Source organism: Pedobacter hiemivivus (assembly GCF_004331685.1).
Lineage (GTDB): Bacteria > Bacteroidota > Bacteroidia > Sphingobacteriales > Sphingobacteriaceae > Pedobacter > Pedobacter hiemivivus.
The window spans coordinates 422,097-441,185 of sequence record NZ_SJSM01000003.1 but is presented as its reverse complement, the minus strand read 5'-3'; the positions used below and the strand labels follow the sequence as shown (position 1 = coordinate 441,185).

Annotated in this window: 21 protein-coding genes; 6 read left to right on the top strand and 15 right to left on the bottom strand. The window is 37.3% G+C overall.

Annotation, left to right across the window (positions count from 1 at the left end; translation table 11 throughout):
• Positions 1–55 precede the first annotated feature (55 nt).
• The 7 genes from porN to EZ444_RS07985 form a co-directional block, all read right to left on the bottom strand.
• Entirely contained in the window at positions 56–997 is a 942-nt protein-coding gene (porN, locus tag EZ444_RS08015) for a type IX secretion system ring subunit PorN/GldN (RefSeq protein ID WP_225874667.1), read from the bottom strand.
• A gap of 5 nt (positions 998–1,002) precedes the next feature.
• A complete protein-coding gene (porM, locus tag EZ444_RS08010) occupies positions 1,003–2,544 on the bottom strand; it encodes a type IX secretion system motor protein PorM/GldM (protein WP_131608205.1) in 1,542 nt (513 codons plus the stop codon).
• 47 nt (positions 2,545–2,591) lie between these two features.
• On the bottom strand, positions 2,592–3,395 hold the full coding sequence (porL, locus tag EZ444_RS08005) for a type IX secretion system motor protein PorL/GldL (protein WP_131608204.1): 804 nt from the start codon (positions 3,393–3,395) through the stop codon (positions 2,592–2,594).
• 49 nt (positions 3,396–3,444) lie between these two features.
• A complete protein-coding gene (gene porK / locus EZ444_RS08000) occupies positions 3,445–4,812 on the bottom strand; it encodes a T9SS ring complex lipoprotein PorK/GldK (RefSeq protein ID WP_131608203.1) in 1,368 nt (455 codons plus the stop codon).
• A 168-nt stretch (positions 4,813–4,980) separates the two neighbouring features.
• On the bottom strand, positions 4,981–5,751 hold the full coding sequence (locus tag EZ444_RS07995) for a uroporphyrinogen-III synthase (protein ID WP_131608202.1): 771 nt from the start codon (positions 5,749–5,751) through the stop codon (positions 4,981–4,983).
• Positions 5,752–5,768: 17 nt separating this feature from the next.
• Positions 5,769–6,761 carry a DUF4271 domain-containing protein gene (locus EZ444_RS07990; RefSeq protein WP_131608201.1) on the bottom strand — a complete coding sequence of 331 codons (993 nt, stop codon included), beginning with the start codon at positions 6,759–6,761 and terminating at the stop codon, positions 5,769–5,771.
• Between the two features lie 31 nt (positions 6,762–6,792).
• Positions 6,793–7,233 carry a universal stress protein gene (locus EZ444_RS07985; protein WP_131608200.1) on the bottom strand — a complete coding sequence of 147 codons (441 nt, stop codon included), beginning with the start codon at positions 7,231–7,233 and terminating at the stop codon, positions 6,793–6,795.
• Positions 7,234–7,659: 426 nt separating this feature from the next.
• On the opposite strand from EZ444_RS07985, the gene EZ444_RS07980 reads away from it, so the two are divergent.
• The 6 genes from EZ444_RS07980 to EZ444_RS07955 all read left to right on the top strand — a co-directional run bounded on the left by EZ444_RS07980 (position 7,660) and on the right by EZ444_RS07955 (position 11,595).
• Positions 7,660–8,331 carry a DUF6266 family protein gene (locus tag EZ444_RS07980; protein WP_131608199.1) on the top strand — a complete coding sequence of 224 codons (672 nt, stop codon included), beginning with the start codon at positions 7,660–7,662 and terminating at the stop codon, positions 8,329–8,331.
• 1 nt (position 8,332) lies between these two features.
• Positions 8,333–8,971 (top strand): DUF6266 family protein, encoded by a 639-nt coding sequence (locus tag EZ444_RS07975; RefSeq protein WP_131608198.1) that lies wholly within the window; start codon positions 8,333–8,335, stop codon positions 8,969–8,971.
• Positions 8,972–9,039: 68 nt separating this feature from the next.
• Positions 9,040–9,630 carry a hypothetical protein gene (locus EZ444_RS07970; protein WP_131608197.1) on the top strand — a complete coding sequence of 197 codons (591 nt, stop codon included), beginning with the start codon at positions 9,040–9,042 and terminating at the stop codon, positions 9,628–9,630.
• A gap of 110 nt (positions 9,631–9,740) precedes the next feature.
• Positions 9,741–10,061, top strand: a complete 321-nt coding sequence (locus tag EZ444_RS07965; RefSeq protein WP_131608196.1) for a Dabb family protein — start codon at positions 9,741–9,743, stop codon at positions 10,059–10,061.
• A gap of 9 nt (positions 10,062–10,070) precedes the next feature.
• Complete coding sequence (locus tag EZ444_RS07960) at positions 10,071–10,598, top strand: protease (RefSeq protein WP_131608195.1); 528 nt, start codon at positions 10,071–10,073, stop codon at positions 10,596–10,598.
• A gap of 136 nt (positions 10,599–10,734) precedes the next feature.
• Entirely contained in the window at positions 10,735–11,595 is an 861-nt protein-coding gene (locus EZ444_RS07955) for an SDR family oxidoreductase (protein WP_131608194.1), read from the top strand.
• Positions 11,596–11,600: 5 nt separating this feature from the next.
• On the opposite strand, the gene EZ444_RS07950 is transcribed toward EZ444_RS07955, so the two are convergent.
• From EZ444_RS07950 to EZ444_RS07915, 8 genes are all read right to left on the bottom strand, one after another.
• Positions 11,601–12,641 carry a DNA topoisomerase IB gene (locus tag EZ444_RS07950; protein ID WP_131608193.1) on the bottom strand — a complete coding sequence of 347 codons (1,041 nt, stop codon included), beginning with the start codon at positions 12,639–12,641 and terminating at the stop codon, positions 11,601–11,603.
• A 102-nt stretch (positions 12,642–12,743) separates the two neighbouring features.
• The gene (locus EZ444_RS07945) at positions 12,744–13,322 is read right to left on the bottom strand and encodes a YdeI/OmpD-associated family protein (protein WP_131608192.1); all 579 of its coding nucleotides are present in this window, start codon (positions 13,320–13,322) and stop codon (positions 12,744–12,746) included.
• Between the two features lie 122 nt (positions 13,323–13,444).
• A complete protein-coding gene (locus EZ444_RS07940; RefSeq protein WP_131608191.1) occupies positions 13,445–13,651 on the bottom strand; it encodes a hypothetical protein in 207 nt (68 codons plus the stop codon).
• On the bottom strand, positions 13,641–14,480 hold the full coding sequence (locus tag EZ444_RS07935; protein WP_131608190.1) for a class I SAM-dependent methyltransferase: 840 nt from the start codon (positions 14,478–14,480) through the stop codon (positions 13,641–13,643). The genes EZ444_RS07940 and EZ444_RS07935 overlap by 11 nt, the downstream gene beginning before the upstream one ends.
• Positions 14,481–14,730: 250 nt before the next feature.
• A complete protein-coding gene (locus EZ444_RS07930; RefSeq protein WP_131608189.1) occupies positions 14,731–15,219 on the bottom strand; it encodes a YdeI/OmpD-associated family protein in 489 nt (162 codons plus the stop codon).
• Positions 15,220–15,358: 139 nt separating this feature from the next.
• Entirely contained in the window at positions 15,359–16,150 is a 792-nt protein-coding gene (locus EZ444_RS07925; RefSeq protein ID WP_131608188.1) for an SDR family NAD(P)-dependent oxidoreductase, read from the bottom strand.
• A gap of 48 nt (positions 16,151–16,198) precedes the next feature.
• The gene (locus EZ444_RS07920) at positions 16,199–16,780 is read right to left on the bottom strand and encodes a TetR/AcrR family transcriptional regulator (RefSeq protein WP_131608187.1); all 582 of its coding nucleotides are present in this window, start codon (positions 16,778–16,780) and stop codon (positions 16,199–16,201) included.
• Between the two features lie 473 nt (positions 16,781–17,253).
• A complete protein-coding gene (locus EZ444_RS07915; RefSeq protein ID WP_131608186.1) occupies positions 17,254–19,059 on the bottom strand; it encodes a hypothetical protein in 1,806 nt (601 codons plus the stop codon).
• Between the last annotated feature and the right edge of the window lie 30 nt (positions 19,060–19,089).

The following is a 19,089-nucleotide window of genomic DNA, read 5'->3' as shown; positions in this document are numbered from 1 at the left end:
AAAAAAGAGGGTGTATCCTGATACACCCTCTTTTCGTTTTCCTTCGGAGTTTAAATTAATACTCCCACAAGCTTTGCTCGTAATCAGAAATAGATTTCTTAATCCTTTCCGACTCATATAATTTTTTTGTGTCCTTAGGATCAGTCTGACCTAGGATATCGATAATGTTTTTATTAGCTGGGTTAGTTTCCTTCACTACATAACTTGAGAACAAGCGTCTCACAAAGAAATCGTCAAAAGTGAGTTGCGAAGCATCATTAAGCGGATTCGTCATACGCTTTTTGCTCAATAACTCTCTTGCATCATCATAATAAATCCAGAATACTGGTTGCCAGTTACCTTCTACCATTTTCATAGGTGCAAGACCTATAATTCTTGGTTCGAAAATAGAACGCTTGATATCCAGGATCCAGTCTTCCTTAATTCTGAATTTAAGAAACTCGTCAGACCTTAGTCTTCTCAATTTTGGTTCAGCAATTTTACCAGTTGCCGAATCAGCTACCCCTTCGCTTACCCCTCTCGCGCTTTGTAAAGCCTCCTGAGCGGTTAATGCAATTCTAAATGAGTCATTGTCCTCCAAAAGCTTTCCTGCTGTTGTATCCTTAGAAGAATACACCGTCAGCTCTTCGTTACCAACTGCTTCAAGCAGGATATCGATTAGCTTTGCATTTTCTGCTTTTAATACAGAGTTGATGGTATCTCTTAAATCAATTTCACGCCAGATGCGTTTTGCATAAAAAACATCTTCTTCCCTTACATCAGCATACTGAACCATTACATTACTGTCAACATCTACTCTAACAGAGTAGCCGTCTTTAGGAGGTGTTTTTATTTTTTTCTTCACCTTCGGTACAGTATCTACAGGTACAACCGGGGCTGTTACCACAGGAGCCGCCGTTGCAGCAGCTGGTTTAGTGGCTCGTCTCTTGTTGCTTTGCGCAAAAGAAGCTGAGCAAATAAACAGGAATAAGACTGTATACAAAACCTTTTTCATCATCTCTTCTATTTAGCAATAAATGTTATTCCATCTAAAACCTTTTGTCTACCATCAGGTCCTTCACAAACAATATCTTTAAAGATAATGGTTGCGCCTGGTTTAATAGAGTTTAAAGCTCCTTTTATTTGTCCACCAAAGCCGCCACCAGGATTTGTAATGGTAACCGCGTCAGAACGTGGGTTAATAAAAGTTGCAGCAAACCTAACCACCCTAAATTTAACATCAAAAACAAAGTCTTCCAGTTGAGTATCAATAGAACCCGCACCTTCCATCCATTCTAAAGGCACATTACCTCCAGATTTACCTTTGATGTATGCTTTTGGTGTAGGCAATGCTTTAACTCTGAATTGTTGAGCACCCAGGTTCAATGTTTTACCTCCCTGACTTGCAGAAACATTGATACTTAATGTTTTTCCTACCTGATCACCACCAACACTTACAGCATATTTTCCGCTGCCCTCTTTTCTAATTGACCCGCCAGAAATGGTAGCGTTTACGCTTTCTAATGGGAAACCAGCAGCCGAAACTGAGAACGGGTTCGGAATACCAGCATAAATTACATTCATTTTATCAGGAGAAACCGTTGCCGAAGGCTTGGCGACCTGATAGCTTTGTTCTGCAGTTGGATATTCTTTTACAGTACCGTCTGTTTGTTTCACACGGATTACACCTTTCCACTTAAACATACCTACTGCACCAGTTCCACCGGTATAAGTTCCTTTACCGTCTTTTACAGAAAGGCCACTTCCATTTACAGTGATCTGTGGGTTAGAACGGCTATCGCTAGCAGTTAAAAATACCTCAGCAGTGTAAGGCTGACCTTGTACCACATAAGAGCTTGGCGCTACAGCCACAGCCTCAAAATGATCCAAATTAACCAATGCTTTATCCATGTTACCGAATAATTTTTTAACTACTTCGGCTTCTGCATTTTTAACATCGGCTTGAATTTTACTTAAGATGGTATTGGCAGCCGTAAGTGGCGTACCCTCACCAAAATTAACGTCTACCCATTCTTTTTTGCCATTTATGCCTTTTACGGCATCTTTAGCTTCTAAAGAAAAAGTTACACCAGCACGATCTTTTTCGTCCAACAGGTCGATCAATTTCTCACGGGTCTCGTTAATTTTAGCTTTTAACTTAAATCCTTCCTTACGGTTAACCATGATGCCTTGAGCAATATCCATGTTATCCCGAAGCTTGATATCGCCAGTTTCTTCATTGATACCTTCACCGGCTTTAAGGAACTCGTCTTTCAATTGTTGAACAAGATTGTTCAACTCATCAGCAAGCGCCTTTGCCTTGTTGGCTTTCTCCCAAATAGGTTGTGCTCGGGCTGGTTCGTCTTTTAATTTTGTATTTTCAAACGATGCAAATAACTGATCAATACTTGTATTTACGTTGGTTTTAGAAGAAACCAAACTGTCGTTTATATTTTTAAAGGCATTTAGTATGGTATCTGATACGTTTAAAGCGAGCATCGCTAACAATACCAAATACATGATATTGATCATCTTCTGCCTCGTTGTTTCTTTTCCTCCGGCCATTTTATAATTAGGTCTGTTTGGTTAAATAATAACTAATTGATTGCTAATTATACACGTTGCTGATTCATAGCAGACAGCATATTACCATAGATGGCATTTAATGAAGATAAGTTTTTGGCCAATTTACCAACCTCGTCTTTAAACTGTTTCGAATCTTCCATAGATTCATTAAAGTTGCCCATTGTTAATGATAGATTCTGATAGAATTTATTCATTGATTTAAGGTGTGCACTTGAATCTTGTAATTCCAATTCGTAAACTGCATTTAAAGCAGATAGATTTTTAGCTAAAGCGTTCACCTGATCATGGTATGCGGTAGCTGAAGTATTGCTTTCGCCCATTTCTGCTAACTGAGAAGTTGCTTTTTGGAAAGCACCATTCAATGAATCAAAACTTGCAGAAGCAGTTTTTACTTTAGCTGTAAATTCTGTTGTAGCGGCTGAAGTATCTGCAACGTTTGAGATTGCAGCAACTTTATCACCAAAAGTACGCAAACCGTTACCTAAGCTTTCAATCAATTCAGGACCGATTTTAGCGTTAATCATGTTGTCTAAGGCAGCGGTTGAAGAATTACCTGCTACAGCCACCTGAGCAACTGGAACTTGACGTTTCTCTCCGTTATAATCAGCACTTAATTCAGGATATACTCTTTCCCAAGGAAGTTCTTGTTCTGGTTGTCTAAAGCCGGTTAAGAAGAATAAACAAGCTTCCACTCCCAAACCAATACCTATCGCATAGTTACCAAAGGCTCCACCAATATGTAATATTTTAAATAAGGCGCCAATAATTACAATACTGGCTCCCCAGGATATTGCAACGTGTAACCAATCGAATTTCTTTTTTGCTGCCATTTTGTTCGTTAATAAGGATGTTTGAGATTATTGAGTTTTTGGGTTTATTTTAGTTTTTATAGCTGATATCAGTACCAGGATATGCGGTTACACATCTGAAACCAATATATGATCTAGCTTGATCCTGGTACTCGTACGTACCCACAGAATTTTGAAGGAAGAAGCCAATATCTTTCCATGATCCACCCCTTACTACTTTACGTTTCATGTATTTACTGTCGCCAGTTTTAGCTACATAAGTAAAGTTAGGGTTAAAATCAAGCAGCATTGGGGCTGAAGACTGGTTATAAGCAGTTATTGTCCATTCCGCAACGTTACCAGCCATATTGAATAGCCCGTAATCATTAGGGAAATAAGATTTTACATTTACAGTGTATAGTCCACCGTCATCAGAATAATTTCCACGACCTACCTTAAAGTTTGCTTGCATGCAACCTTTTGTATTGCGCACATATGGGCCACCCCATGGATACTTAGTCTTCACATTACCACCTCTGGCAGCATATTCAAACTGTGCATCACTTGGCAACTGGTATTCAGGTCTTGAGTTTGCAGGTAATTTTCTTGAAGCGGCAACTGATTCGTAGAAACGGGTACGCCACACACAAAAAGCACTGGCTTGCTCCCATGTAACCCCTACCACAGGATACTCATCGTAAGAAGGGTGGTTAAAATAAGTTTTCACCATTGGATCATTCTGAGAATATGAATAATCTACTTTCCAAACCAATGTATCTGGATAAACAGGTACAGATGGGTGATGATTTGGATTAGAAGGATCAGGATTATCGGTATAAGTGATGATGAAATCCTGTCTTTTTTTCGATGGGTCTTTTCTACCTTCAACCGCTAAATCAGAGCTCACATAGCTATAAGCATATTTAAGTTTTCTGATATCGATTTCATTTTTGCCCGGTAAAGCATCAGCACCGCTATAATACATATCGGTTAACTTGTTGCCCATACCACCGTTCTTTTTACTCCAAAGTAAAGATCCTTTTCCAACTTTTCTCCAGTCAATATCTCGATTGGCACCTAAAGCACCTGCTCCATCTGCCCCTTTTGGTGCAGGCTTAAAGAAAGCCGGAGCTACCGTTGGACCTAAAGAGGTTACGGCAACAGAATCTCTAACCCAAGTCACAAACTGTCTGTATTCAGCGTTTGAGATTTCGGTTTGATCCATAAAAAAGGCACTGAATGAAGTCATCCTACTCGGAGAACTTTGCGAGTTATTGATGTCCTCATCAGACATCCCAATTAATGTCCTTCCAGGTGGGATATATACCATTCCCAATGGAATTTTATTGTTTCTGAATTTCCTATTATAAACTCCTACTAGTTCTCCCTGTCCTCCTTTTCCACAACTAGAAAATAATGCAGTGATCATAATAAAAGCAACGAAGTATAAGTTTCTCATAATAGCGCTAAGCAATTTTATAACAATTTTATCAATAATGATTGATATAAACAATTATTAGGTCATAAAAATGTGACCCATTGTAAAAAAGAAAGGGGTTTTGCTATTTATACCATCACCGCTACAATTCACAAGAAACTTATTAAAGTAAAAGTAAATATCAAAGGCCTATTTATTTGATTTCTTTATATAATTCTCAAGTGCCATAATCATAGATGGAGCTTCCGGCGAAGGGGCTGCTATATCTACAATCAAGTCTGCATCTTTAACAGCTTTATGTGTATTTACCCCAAAGGCGGCAATACGTGTATTGTTCTGCTTGAAGTCAGGGAAATTGGTAAATAACGACTGAATACTTGAAGGACTAAAGAAAGCGATGATATCATAAAAAACTTCTGCCAGATCAGATAAATCAGACACTACAGTTCTAAACAAAACTGCTGGTGTAACGTTGTATCCGTTCTTTTGCAAAAAGTTCATGGTATCTTCGGTAGCTACATCAGAACATGGATAAAGGAATTTCTCCTCAGCATGTTTCTTTAATACTTCGGCCAGATCGGCTGCAGTTTGCTTACCAAAAAAGATTTTTCGCTTTCTGTATTGGATGTATTTCTGCAGATATAATGCTGTAGACTCCGAAATACAGAAGTATTTCAAATCTGCTGGCACATCGTATCTCATTTCTTCACAAATTCTAAAGAAGTGATCTACTGCATTTCTGCTTGTAAAAACTACTGCTGTAAAATCACCCAAGGTGATTTTATCTTTTCTGAAATCCCTGGCTGGAACACCTTCAACATGAATAAATGATCTAAAATCAATTTTCAAATTGTACTTCTTAGCCAAATCAAAATAAGGAGACTTCTCTGTTTCCGGTTTTGGTAAGGTTACCAATATACTTTTCACCTTACGTAGCCTATCTTCTGTCTGTTCTTGCATTTTACCTAATTACCGCGTTATAATCCTATTGCCTTGATTAATATTAATATAGGGCAGATTTCGAGGGCACAAAAGTACAAAAACAAATAGACTTTTGAAAACCGATAATGAGATAAAATATTAACTCCGGCTCTAATAAATTGAAATACAAAGACAATAGTTAATAGAATAAATGAAATGGCGATGTAATAAGGCCCATACTTTAAAGGAGATAGCGCAAAAGCGATCACCAAAGGGATGAACATTAATGCGATATTAAAATAACTTAAATATAATATCGACACATATTCACTTACGGCTTTTTGAACGTCAAAAAGGTAACCGAGTAGCCGCAATAAAACAATCTTTAACACGTATAAAACCACTATTAAAACAGAAATGCTTAGATAGAAACGGAAGCCACTATCGGCAAAAGACATGTGATAATATTGAGTAACCAGGTAAAAGAACATACCAATGGTAAAACCAAATTGTACAAATAGCAGCAGGAAGGGCCAAGATGTAAAAAGGTTATCTTCTTTATTGAGGTTATTTAGGATTCTGTTGCTAAAAAAAGATTGTACAATAGTTTGTAACTGCTTTGAAAAAGAGATTTTTAAGGATGCAAACAAGACCATCAAGAGGGCAATTACACCTAATACCCACAGGTTTCCTTTTGGCACGGGTGTTCCAGTACGGTATTGACTAACTTTTTCGGAAGTTTTATAATCTTTATAGCGGGTATACAAGCCAGAGCGGCCATATACCTGTGCTTTTAAAATGCTATCGATAATGATGTTTTTATCGACTAAAGCTGGGGGCAAAATCCAGGTATGCGAAATGATAGAATCGGTTACAAATTTTTGCCTTGCATAGAAAGCAGAATCCCTTACCACACGCCTTGAATAGCTTTTTTTCACAGCAGCAGTAGTGTCTGTCAAAGGCAAAGGGCTTAGTACCTGGGCTTCTGCCCGGTTAATGCTTATTGCAAAAAACAGACAGGCTATTAAAATAATGCGGCTCCAATTCATTGCCGCAAATTTAGACAAAAACTATTTAGTTTTAGCTAAGCTTCTGCGGTACAATCAGCAGCGGGCAAGTTAAAGTATCCATCATACTTTTGCTGTGGTTCTCCAATAAAAACCTGGCAAAGCCCTTACGATGTGCACCGATTACAATCATGTAAAAATCTTCCTTTTGTCTTGCGCTTTCCACCACGTCGACAAGTCGGCCAAGTTTGCACTGGTAACTGATCTGCGGATGGAAGCCGGCATTGTGGTCTGTCTCTTCTAAATGTTTCATCAACTTTTTCAGTTCTTTGCTACTATCAGAGATCAGGGCATCATAAGCTTCAGCAGGCCATAACATATTTGCAGTTTCCGCGAAGTCAACCGCATTGCATAAGGTCACATTGGTCTCTAAATCTTTAGCGAGACGATATCCATACTCAACTGCATGGTTACCATTTTCAGAAAAATCGGTCAATAACAATAATGGTTTCATAGCTAAAATCAATTAATACAAGGAATTAACACGATACAAATTTACCAGCATTGCCCCGACCAAATCATGACGCCGGTCAAAAATGGAACTGATTGTCATCAAGCTCAAAAGGGAGGCGAGTGGGGCTGGCTGTTCTACTTATGAATAAGGAATGAGTAGCTAATAAGTTGGGAATAAATATGGGGTTGCTTTACCCTTGCCTTACCCTTGCTTTAGGGTTGCTTTACCCATAGGGTAAGTCAAGGGTAAAGCAAGGGTAAGCCAACCCTAAAGCAAGGGTAAAGCAACCCTCTATTTAAACTCTATTCATTCCCAACTTATTCGCTATTAATGTTACACTCTGTCTATTGCATTTCGGGCAGTTGTGTATTATATTTGTTTAAGCCTCAGGTAATGAGACCTATTATCTAACCAAATATTAACGCAATGGGAATTATCAACAACGGTCCGAATGGACCATTCATCGGAAGAATGGGCAACATGGTTTGTTACATGTTAAATGGTCAAAATGTATGTCGACAAATCGGAGTGAATAACAAACCACCTTCGGAATTACAATTAAGAAACAGAGTGGCAACCAAACTATCTGGTGAGTTTACGTTAGTGATAAGAGATTTTATCGAAACAGGCTTTAGCATTGAGGCCAAATTAAGGAACGATAACGCTTATAATCAAACTATAAAGTACAACAAAAGTCGGATGATTGAGGGAACTTATCCAGCACTTAAGATTGCCTATTCTCAAATTTTATTAAGCAAAGGACTTTTAAAGCCCGCAGAAAATTGGAAGGTTACGCAATTCCCTATGGGACTACAGTTTACCTGGCACACAGACCCTAAGATGGCCTGGCCAGAAGCGGCTGAACAAGTGATGATACTGGCTTATTTCCCTAATGAAAAGCGGGCAGAATACCTATTGTTTGGTAATGACAGAATTTCTGGAAGCGCAACATTGGAACTTCCACCGAGCTTACAAGGGAAATATATGGAGACCTATTTATCTTTTATTGCCGCAGACAGAAAGCAAGTGGCTGACAGTGTATACACCGGCAGTTTTAACAAATCAGAAACAACGGATAACTTGTTATTAAATTCTTGACATGGGCATATTAAAATCGGGGATCATGGGTCCCATTCGCAATAAAACAGGTCCCTCAGTAGGCCGTATGCACAGAAGTATTAACGTGCTTACCGGCGCTTACCGGGCAAGTACTAAACCGCCAACAACTTCGCAATTGGATGCTCAAGGAAAATTTGGACTGCTAAGCGGCTTTTTGACCAATATTGATGATTTAATCAAGGTCGGGTTTAAGCAGTTTTCTAAAGGAAAGGACCCTGTAAATGTGGCGAGTGCTTACAACTATGACCATGCGTTTCTAGTCGATGAAACTGGTTTCACATTGAATTACCCAGAGTTGATGTACAGCAGAGGTTATATTCTCCCAGCCGAAAGTCCTGCTATGTTGGCTTTACCTGGACAAATAGAATTTAACTGGTTACCGCAACGACAATCTATGTACTGTCAATACACTGATATGGCCACTTTTCTGGTTTATAATCCAGCAAAAGGGTATTCTGTGAAAAAGGCATTGGCAACTGATCGTTATGCACAGGGATATATGCTCGACCTACGAGAAGATTTTGTTGGCGATACCGTCCATTGCTATATGAGTTTTGCTTCGAAAGATGGAAAGTTGCAGGGCAATAGCACTTACTTAGGGCAATTGAAATGCGTTTAGAAAAATAAAAGCATCGCTAAGGGCTTACCCTTAGCGGTACATTCGCTTGATTAAATTTCTTAAAAATTATGGATCAGAATAGAGATTATAGCTATGGGCACGAATTCACCATAAACAGCAATGGGATTTACTATCCAAGCACCATGCCTCTTATTGAATTACAAAAATTTGCCTTCAATTTTACGCATCAAATTATATCGGAAGTTTTTTATGCAGAAGTTAAAATAGTGCAGATAATGGACGGAAAGGGGTTAGAATGGGAAATTTCTGAATTTACAGAAGATTCCAGCAACAAGAAGATCGTATGGCTGTCTCGAAAATATACTTTTATAATTGAACCTTCCTGGAAAGTTAATCTCTCCTATGATCATTGGTATAGCGGGGGAGTGAAAGAGCGTTGCCAGCGTAACGAATATTTGGATAATAGGCTACAAGAAGTTGTGATGAAATTACAAGATGAAATAAAGACAGCTTATTGGTCAACTTCCTACTTCCCACGAATTGATAAATATCTAAAAAATAGAAACTGGACGAATATACTAAGTCTTGGTAAAAGAAGTTTTAGGGAACAAACTGTAAAAAAAGACAACCTTACGGAAGGGGCCTTGAGGTTTGCTAAAAGGATCAGAAAAATCAAGAATGAGCAGAAGGATCTTTAAATTTCATCCCAAAACAAGGAATACCGGATCAATGAAAGCTAGGAATAGTTCAAAGAAGGCCAAGCTAGCCGCATTATGTGAATCATTTATTTTTCATAGATTTATGAAATATGAATAAGAATTATCCGGTTGTACATCATGTATTTTTCTGGTTGAAAAATCCAAGTTCAAAAGAAGATCGTGATCAGTTGGCTGCGGGTGTAAAAACACTTGCAAAAATACCAACGGTACGCGAAATACATGTTGGCATTGTTGCAAGTACAGAAAAACGCGATGTTGTAGATAACAGTTGGGGCGTATCAGAGTTGATCTTTTTTAGTGATCTGGAGGGCCAGGAAACTTATCAAACACATCCCATTCACCTGGAATTTATAAAGAATCATAGTCATTTGTGGGAGAAAGTCATCGTTTATGATGCTGTCCACGCCTAAAACTAAATCATGAAAAACTTTAATATACTACTATCTACCGCCGTTGTACTGGCACTTTCATCTTGCGGGATGAACAACAACGGTGCACAAAACAGTACTGATGCAGCGAATTCTTCGGCTACTGAAGTTGTAGACAGCACTGCTGAAAAAGGTCTATTTGCAAAGATATCGATGAAAGACACCGTTAAGCTTGGCGAATTGGTGGAACTGAAATTTACGGTGTACAACAATGCCGACACTGCACAACATTTTTGCAAATGGCACACTCCTTTTGAGCCTTTCATAAGCAAATATTTGGATGTAAAATCAGAGTCCGGCGAAGAAGTGAACTACAAAGGCGCGATGGCGAAACGAGTGATGCCACCACCGGCTAGCAGTTATATGGCTGTAAATTCTAAAGACAGTGTTTCTACTACCGTAGATCTTTTAAAAGGATATGACCTCACCAAACCGGCTAAGTATACCATTACTTACGTAGGCCAAAACATGAGCGGACTTATTGTTAAAGACAGTATTTCTTTCGTTTACGCCAAATAATCGACACTAAGCATTGATGAATGATGCTGAACATGAATATGGTGCAAAACCCAGGATACTAATTGTTGCTACTCATTATCATACAACAATTTAAATAATAAGGTGTTATTCTTTTACATACATGAATTTCAATGACATGAAACCAGTAAAAGAAAAAAAGCTAAGACCCAAACAACAACAAAGGAGTCAACCAGGTAAAGAGACTAAAATGGAACCAGCTCCTTTGTTTAGTCCAAAGGACCATTCCCTTAAATTGGCAGGAAAAGTAGCTTTAATCACCGGTGGAGACAGTGGAATAGGCAGAGCGGTTGCCCTTGCTTTTGCACAAGAGGGTGCAGATGTGATGATCAGTTATTTAAATGAGCATACAGATGCCAATGAAACATTAACTCACATTCAAAGTTACGGTAGACGCGGAGTTGCAATTGCCGGAGATATTTCTAATGAAAAGCACTGCATTAAGCTTGTTCAAGAAACTATAAAAGAATTCGGTCATCTTGACATTTTGGTTAATAATGCAGCAATTCAGTTTCCAACCAGTAGCATAACAAAAATCACAGCAAAGCATTTAGAAAAAACCTTCAAGACTAATATATTTTCACACTTTTATACCACCAAGGCGGCATTAAAATATCTTAAAAAAGGAGCAAGTATTATCTGTACCACTTCTGTAACGGCTTATCGGGGCAGTGCTCATCTAATAGATTATTCGGCCACAAAAGGGGCAATTGTTTCTTTTGTAAGATCCTTATCAGCTTCTTTGGCTGACAAAAAAATCCGGGTAAACGGAGTAGCACCGGGTCCGGTATGGACACCACTTATTCCGGCAACCTTTACTCCAGAAGAAGTTTCAAAATTCGGATCAGATGTCCCTTTAAAACGAGCAGCACAACCAAATGAAATCGCACCTTGCTACGTTTTTTTAGCTTCTGAAGATGCTAGTTATATAACCGGGCAAATCCTTCATCCTAATGGCGGCGAAATCATTAATGGTTGACAAACCTATTTTTGTGTCGTTTTAAGAAAAGACAAAAGAACCTTCTCATCATTCTCTAACGCGCTTTTCATTGGCTTAATGGATGTATTTATCTTTTTCAACCACTTATTTAGCCCGTCGTTTTTATAGGCTTCCAACAGCAATGGATATACATAAGCACTTTTACAGACTGCTCTGGTGTTCCCCAATTTTTTAGCTACACAATCCAATACCTGAATCTCAACTTTCATTTTAGAAATTTCTTCAGATTGTTTTTCACAGATTGCAAATTGTCTTAAAGCTTCCAATGTACCACCCCAGGTCCTAAAATCTTTTGCTGTAAAATCACTTCCTGTTATTTCCTTAATGTAACTATTGATTTGACCTGAATCTATACTTTTATGAGTTCCGCCATCGGTATAAAATTGAAAAAGTTCCTGACCAGGAATATCTTTACATTTTTTTACAAGCGGCACTAAACGTCTATCCGTTAATGTTACCTCATGTTGAACTCCTTTTTTACCCACAAAAGATAAACGCATTGAATTCCCATTGATTTTAGCATGTTTACCCTTCAATGTACTTAAACCAATGGAGCCATATTGTTGCATATAACTTTTCCCACCTACCCTTAACAAGGTCTTCTGTAATAGATCAACACAAATCGCCAGTACTTTTTGCTCATCAAAATCCTTACGTTTTAGATCCTTTATTATCCTTTTTCTTGCTTCAGGCAATGTCTTTCCAAATTCCAGTAATCTGAAATATTTATAGTCAGATCGCCTACTTATCCATTTACCGTGGTACCGGTATTGTTTTCTATTAGCAGCGTCAATTCCCGTCGCTTGTAAATAAGCATTCGATTTAGGGGCTATCCAGACATTTTTCCATGCAGGAGGTAAAACAAGTAATTTTATCCGTTGCAAATGGTCTTCATCCGTTATTTTATTCCCCTCTTTATCATGATAATAAAATTTACCTGCTTCCCCTCTCCTATAAATTCCCGGCATAGCATCAGTAACATATGCTAAGCCACTCTCTTTAATTTCATCTCTAGTTTCTGGCATAGATCAATGTATTTTATTTAAAACAAGCACTTCCGAGAATGGTTTGGCCTCCTTGCCATGCCGGCCTTGAACTTGTTATGTTTTCCATCTCCCTGATAGTTATTAAAACTGTTTCGGCAGCTTACCTTCGTTTATAAACCTAATGATTTCAGCAAGTCGCCGATTTCTTGTCTCCTCCCTTTTGGCACTAGATAACCAGTAAAAAACAGTTTTCTTGACCGAATTGCTAAGGGCAGTAAAAAAAACTTCGCAATGGCTATGCTCCTTCAGCATTAAAGCCAGGTCTGTAGGCATTGTAAGGTTTTCGGCGGCATCCAGCGCTTTCCAGGATCCATCGCGTTTTGCCGCGTTGATAGTCTTCAAACCAGCATCAGTCATTAATCCAAGATCAATTAAATTTTTAACCTTTTCCTTATTAATTCTCGACCAACCGCTTTTAGGTTTTCTTTTTGAAAAAAACTGCATAAATTTCATTTCATCGATAGGGAGTCTTTTACTATCTATCCAACCAAAACAAAGTGCAGTATCTACAGACTCGCTCCAGGATAACCCTGGTAATTCTTTTCCCTTAATCTTCTTGTTATAGATTAGCCAGACGCCTTTACATTCTAAATGGTTTAACGCAAGCCATTCGCGCCATTCGATATTGTCTGTTGGATATATCATTAATCTATCTTCCATAGCTATTGTCCTCCGTATTTTTTGTAATAAGCGGCTTTAATATTAACAAATTTAAGACGACCAGTGACAACAGTATGTCATACCGATCGTCAAATCCAACTAATTATAGAATATATGTATTGTTATCTGATTCTTCCTTTAACAGCTTTCATTACGCTATAATCGCAAACTCTATTTTCAATATGTTCAATTTTATATTCTGATAGAAGTTGAGTGAGTATTTGTCTGGTCGTATTTTCATCTAGACCAAGTTTTTCTCCAAGCTCTATTTCATTACAACGGCCATTGCTTTCCTTGAAAGCATTAAAATATTTATCTTTATTTGTCATAAGTTGATCGTTTTTTTACCGCTATCATCATATGCGGGCTAAATGGTAAAAGGTAGCTATCGTTTTCAGTGATCTGAATGAGTTCCATTAAGGTCTTTCTCTTTTTCATATCCAAAAGGTTCAAAAAGTAGTCTTTATCCAGCCAGGCCATCCCTTCAACTGCATAGGTATTTATATACGTCAAGTCCTGTTTCACGAATTCATCTTTTAACTCTTTTGGTTTATGAAAATATGCTTCCGCCAGAAGCCAGGGAAAATCACTCGGGGGATTATGAACACCTGTTGTGAGTTCTTCTTTACACATTTTAAAGAAAGTACCTTTATGAATTAGTCCTTGTAAAAGCCCAACTAAAGTTGATGCAGTATAATTTATAGAAAACCCTAAAATGATACCGTCTCTTTTTACAACTCGTTTGGCTTCACGAATCGCTTTTTCTCTATCTTCTTTTTTTTGAAGATGATACAGCGGTCCGTGTAGAATTACTAAATCAGCAAAATTATCCGGGAAGTCTAAATTCCTGGCTTCTCCTAAAGAAACAAAATATTTATTTTTTAATTTACTAGCTCTATCCTTAGCTATTTGAATATGTTTAAGTACTGGCTCAATTAAGTATACCTCATGACCTCTTTTGGCAAGCCATTCTGAATATTTGCCTGTTCCTCCACCAACATCAATTATTTTAGCCGATGCGAATGGAATATATTTTTCTACGAGTGATTTGATTCTCTCAAATTCAAATACCCCCATACCTTTGTTCAGTCTGGTTTCTTCGGATGCTTTATTATAAAAGAGTTCTATATCTCTACTTATTAACTGTTTACTATTCATCTTGAATATTATTAACCCTTATCCAATTGCAGGAGATACTAATCATCTTGCAATGTGATAAAGCAATTGATTTTGATAATCAATCTCTTTTGCTATTAAAAATTGTTGGAAAAAAAAGGTGTATATATTATCCGTTACATCCAGAACCAGATGGTTCCAATGCATTAGGCCTTCGATTTAAGGAGTGTATCTTACGAAGGATTGAATAATATATTAGATATAGTATAACAGGTCACAAAGATAGAATTAATTAAAGAGTTTTTTTTCCTATAAACGAACTTCTACCCAACAAAAAATTAATAGCTCTTTCAATATTTCGATTTCTACTTTCCTCTGTTTTTAAGGATGAAATATATCTCACCATCTCTTTTTGCATTGAAGGAGTAAGATTATCAAATTTAGACTTTGCTTCTAGATTATTTTTTAATGCCTCTATTAACTTAGGGTGTGGTTTTATCGTTCTATCCGATGGGTCAAATTCAATAGTCACTTTAATGGTTTCTCCAATACGTTTGGGAGAATTTTTAAGCATTAATGTATTAATGTAAAGTCGCCAGAGACCACTGTACTTTAGTAAAGTTTGTTGGTACGGTAGACTATTTACGGTTCCAGCAACAGGAATATGTCCTTTATTTTTACCTGCTTGATTAAAAATTTCGGTCAAAATAATTTCCGGGATCTGGACGTATGGATTAATCCCTATTATTTCTATGGTTGCATGGAAGGAATAACTTTTCATTTTCTGCTGGCAAATTTTCGTTTAGGATATTGCAAAATTATTATTTATTTCATATTATCCTTGTAGCAAGAAATTAGCACGCTCATATCTATCCCCGAAGCCATATCGGCACGGTCTGGACTCAGCGCCAGGAGGTAGATCACAGTATTTTTAAAACACCACCATCTGCCCTTATGCTAGCTCCATTTGTAGCCAAAGAAAGTGGACTTGAAAGATAGGTTACTAAATGAGCAATCTCAGCCGGGTTGATAAAACGCCCTATTAGCGAATGAGGATTTGTCTGTTGCATAATTCCAATCTTCAGCTGCTCAACACCTACGTTTTGAATATTTGCGAGGTACTCGATAGTATTAGCTACTCCATCTGAATAAGTAGGACCGCCTAAAATGGTGTTTACTGTCACCTCTGTACCCTTGGTTAATTTTGACAATCCATTACAAACTGCCATCATTGCGGATTTTGTCATTCCGTAATGTATCATATCTTCAGGGATATTAACGCCCGATTCACTACTGATAAAAACAATTCTTCCCCAATTCTTTTTCAACATCTGTGGAAGTAATTTCCTCGATAGACTAACACTGCTCATTACATTGATCTGGAAAATCCTGTACCAGTCTTCATCTGTAAGCTCTGTAAAATCCTTAAGCTCAAATATACCGACATTATTGATCAGGATATCTATATCATCCAACCGAGCCAGCAGTTCTGTTACTTGTTCCTTATCTGAAAAATCAGCAGCTATTCCTGATACAATGGCATCTGGAAATTCTCTTTTTAGTGCTGCCAGCGAATTGTCCAACTTTACCTGATCCCGCCCATTTATGACAACTTCAGCAGCCTCAGCTAACAATTGCTGAGCTATCGCAAATCCGATTCCCTGAGTAGAGCCACTTATAAATGCTCTTTTTCCTTTTAATTTTAAATCCATTCTATTTTTGATTTTTGTAATGATCAATACACAATTGTTCAAAAAAAATTAACGAAGTATGTCCAACTGCATTTCTATTTGTTCAGCAAGGACCTTCTGGTCAGGGTAAATCCTTCTAAGCGTATTCAAACCACACCAGAAGGTTACCAGATATCTTCCTAACACCTGCCCTGATAAAGGATTGCTAAGATTACCCTTAAGCTTCTCCTTTTCAAAAACATCAGTAAACATTTTTTCAACATCTTTCAGAATATGTACCGCTTCTGCTTCCAGCTCATCATCTACATAGGTCATTTCAACCACCGTATTAGCTATGATACAGCCCCTTAGATTTTCCTCCTTGGATGATTTCGCAACGCTCCTGAAAAAATCCTTAATCAACTCCAATGGTGTTCCGCTTATTTCCAATTCCTTTCTGAAATTACTAAATGCCTCCCTACGCTGTAAGATTGTCGCTTTAAAAATTTCTTTTTTACCTCCCTTGAAACTATTATAAAAACTACCAGAACCTATTCCGGTAACCTCTAGCAGATCACTTAGGGATGTCGCAGTATACCCCTTTTCCCAGAATACGCTCTGAGCCTTACTAACAAGCTCTTTGTTCTCAAATAATGTTGGTCTTCCCTTCATTGCAATTTACTTTTTGTACCGATCAATACAAAAATAGTAAAAACATTCTATATTCGAAAATTCCACCGGCTGCAAACTCAGTTGAACGACTGTTGATATTGTAAGGATGATATATCCAATTTACATCTTAATTTAATCAAAATCGGTAGTATAACTTAGCGACTTCCAGTCGTCTATTTGACCATTGAGTTGTTCTAACCTAGCTTTTGCACGGATGAAGGCATCACTACCTAGGAACTGAACTACGCATTAAAAGAACCCGTTAAAGGGGCTTCCCAAAAGCACATTTTCTGATGATTTCAGACATCAAAAACGAAAAAAAAGCCGCTTTTCTTTTCGAAAATCGGCTTTTTTTGTCCAGTAGCCCCAACTGGGTGCTTCTCGAACTATTTCCTACCTGATTTACGCCTAATAGCATATTTAGACTCATAAATGATTCTATCCAGCAGATAATTTTTATGCAAGCAAGGGTCTTATTTTCTTTTAAACTTTCCTGATCCATTTTCAGCAAAAAACTCAGCAAGTTCCATATCTAAGTCCATAAAGCCTGTGGATACCCCTGAAAATTCTACCCACAGATCTGTTGCTGTAAGTTTAGTTACTTTAAAAACAATGTACTCTTTTGAGTTTAAATAAAATTTTACACTTTTAGTACTCGAATTATAATCGAATGCGCCCATGTTTTCTTCTGAATCAGAGTAGTGCTCAATTGGATTTAATGTGCATGGCTTACCTGGTCCCCAGTTTACACTTTGCTTCGAAGTTGAGTTATCCTCATCAATTTTATAAGTTAAATCTTTATTGAAATCAAGGAGTAGGCTTTCTATACTTCTTTTGTGTTTACCTATTACACCTTTACATTCTGGTATTTCTTCGTCATTTTGATAAATAGCATTTTTATAAGTACTTAATCCTTCTACAAAAATTTCGTAAGCTTCCCACCTCCCCAATATAGAGACTCCTAATGTTTTGAAAACTAAAGGACTACCGATTATAGATTCACCATTCGATCTTTTAACTGTAGCTTCTGCTTCTTGTACCTCTGTGCTGTCACCTAAGATCCAGTCAACCTCAGTTATCCCCATTTCATTGGTTGTGGTCTCTATTGAACCTAGTTTTCCACCACCTTTTTTAACTCTCCATTGAACTTTAATGCCTCTGGCAGGAAACCCATCTTTCTCAGTTACTTTTACGCTTAATGGTTTTGTGAGTTTTTTATTTGGAACAGTAACCTGGTTATTCCCATCTATTATTTCAATTTTATTAGGAATAATGTACTGTAATGATATAATTCCTAAATAACTGACTTTCTCGCCATTTAAGGTAAAGGAGTAATTTAGATGTAGCTTTTCGATATTTTCATAATTTTCCCAGGCAGGAGGCTCAAATGTAAAGGTTAAATTACCGGTATTTTTGGAAACAGGTTCAAATGCTTTCCAAAGTACTTGCCCTGTAAGCGGATTTATAAGTTCCATATTGACCATCAGTTCAGTGATTGGTTTACCTGTCTTTTTATCGATGGCTTGTATAATGATGACAAGGAATTGATTCATTCTTTGATAATAAAGAAGCGCATTAGTTTCGTTCAACAGATATAATAGTATTTCTCGATTATCTCTTGGTACCAATACATCTTTTAAGTTTGCGAGTGTATTCAATACAGTATTCAGATCCTCAGTTACATATTTTAACTTGGAGATTCCAGAACTTGTTGCTTTAAGCATTAAGGATTGTTGCTCTATCGCCTGACCAGCTAAATTTAATTGTTCTAATGAAGATTTATAATCTTCCATTTTTTTTACCTGATCAATGATTTTCTTTACAGCTGAAATTATATCGTCCAAACCTTGATTATTATTTGAAGCCAGCCCACTGCACATGACGTATTTGAATGTTTGGTCGATATTTTTATTCAATTCGTTATGTGGATCTGGCTGTAAACATTTAAACACATTGGCTGCCTTTGGGACTACTTGGTTTATAATTCCATCACTAATAATGGTGCTTGTTAGTATTTTTGAAACTCCCGTTTGCCAATTATGGTCTAATACCGACAACTCCTTTGTTGTTGCATCGTATTGTTTGATTTCAATAATGAACTTACTTTTTACATTATTTTCTATGGCATATATTCTACTGCTAGAGGTTTCTCTAAAAATTTCAGTTACAAAAAGTTCCGTATTTTTCTTTCTTGATAAAATAAAGGTATGAGCTTCTTCAATTTTTGATGAAGCATTTATTTTTCCATATAAAGCCAATGTATCTTCATTAAAGGCCATTTTAGCGACTAACTGGGATAAACTATTAGG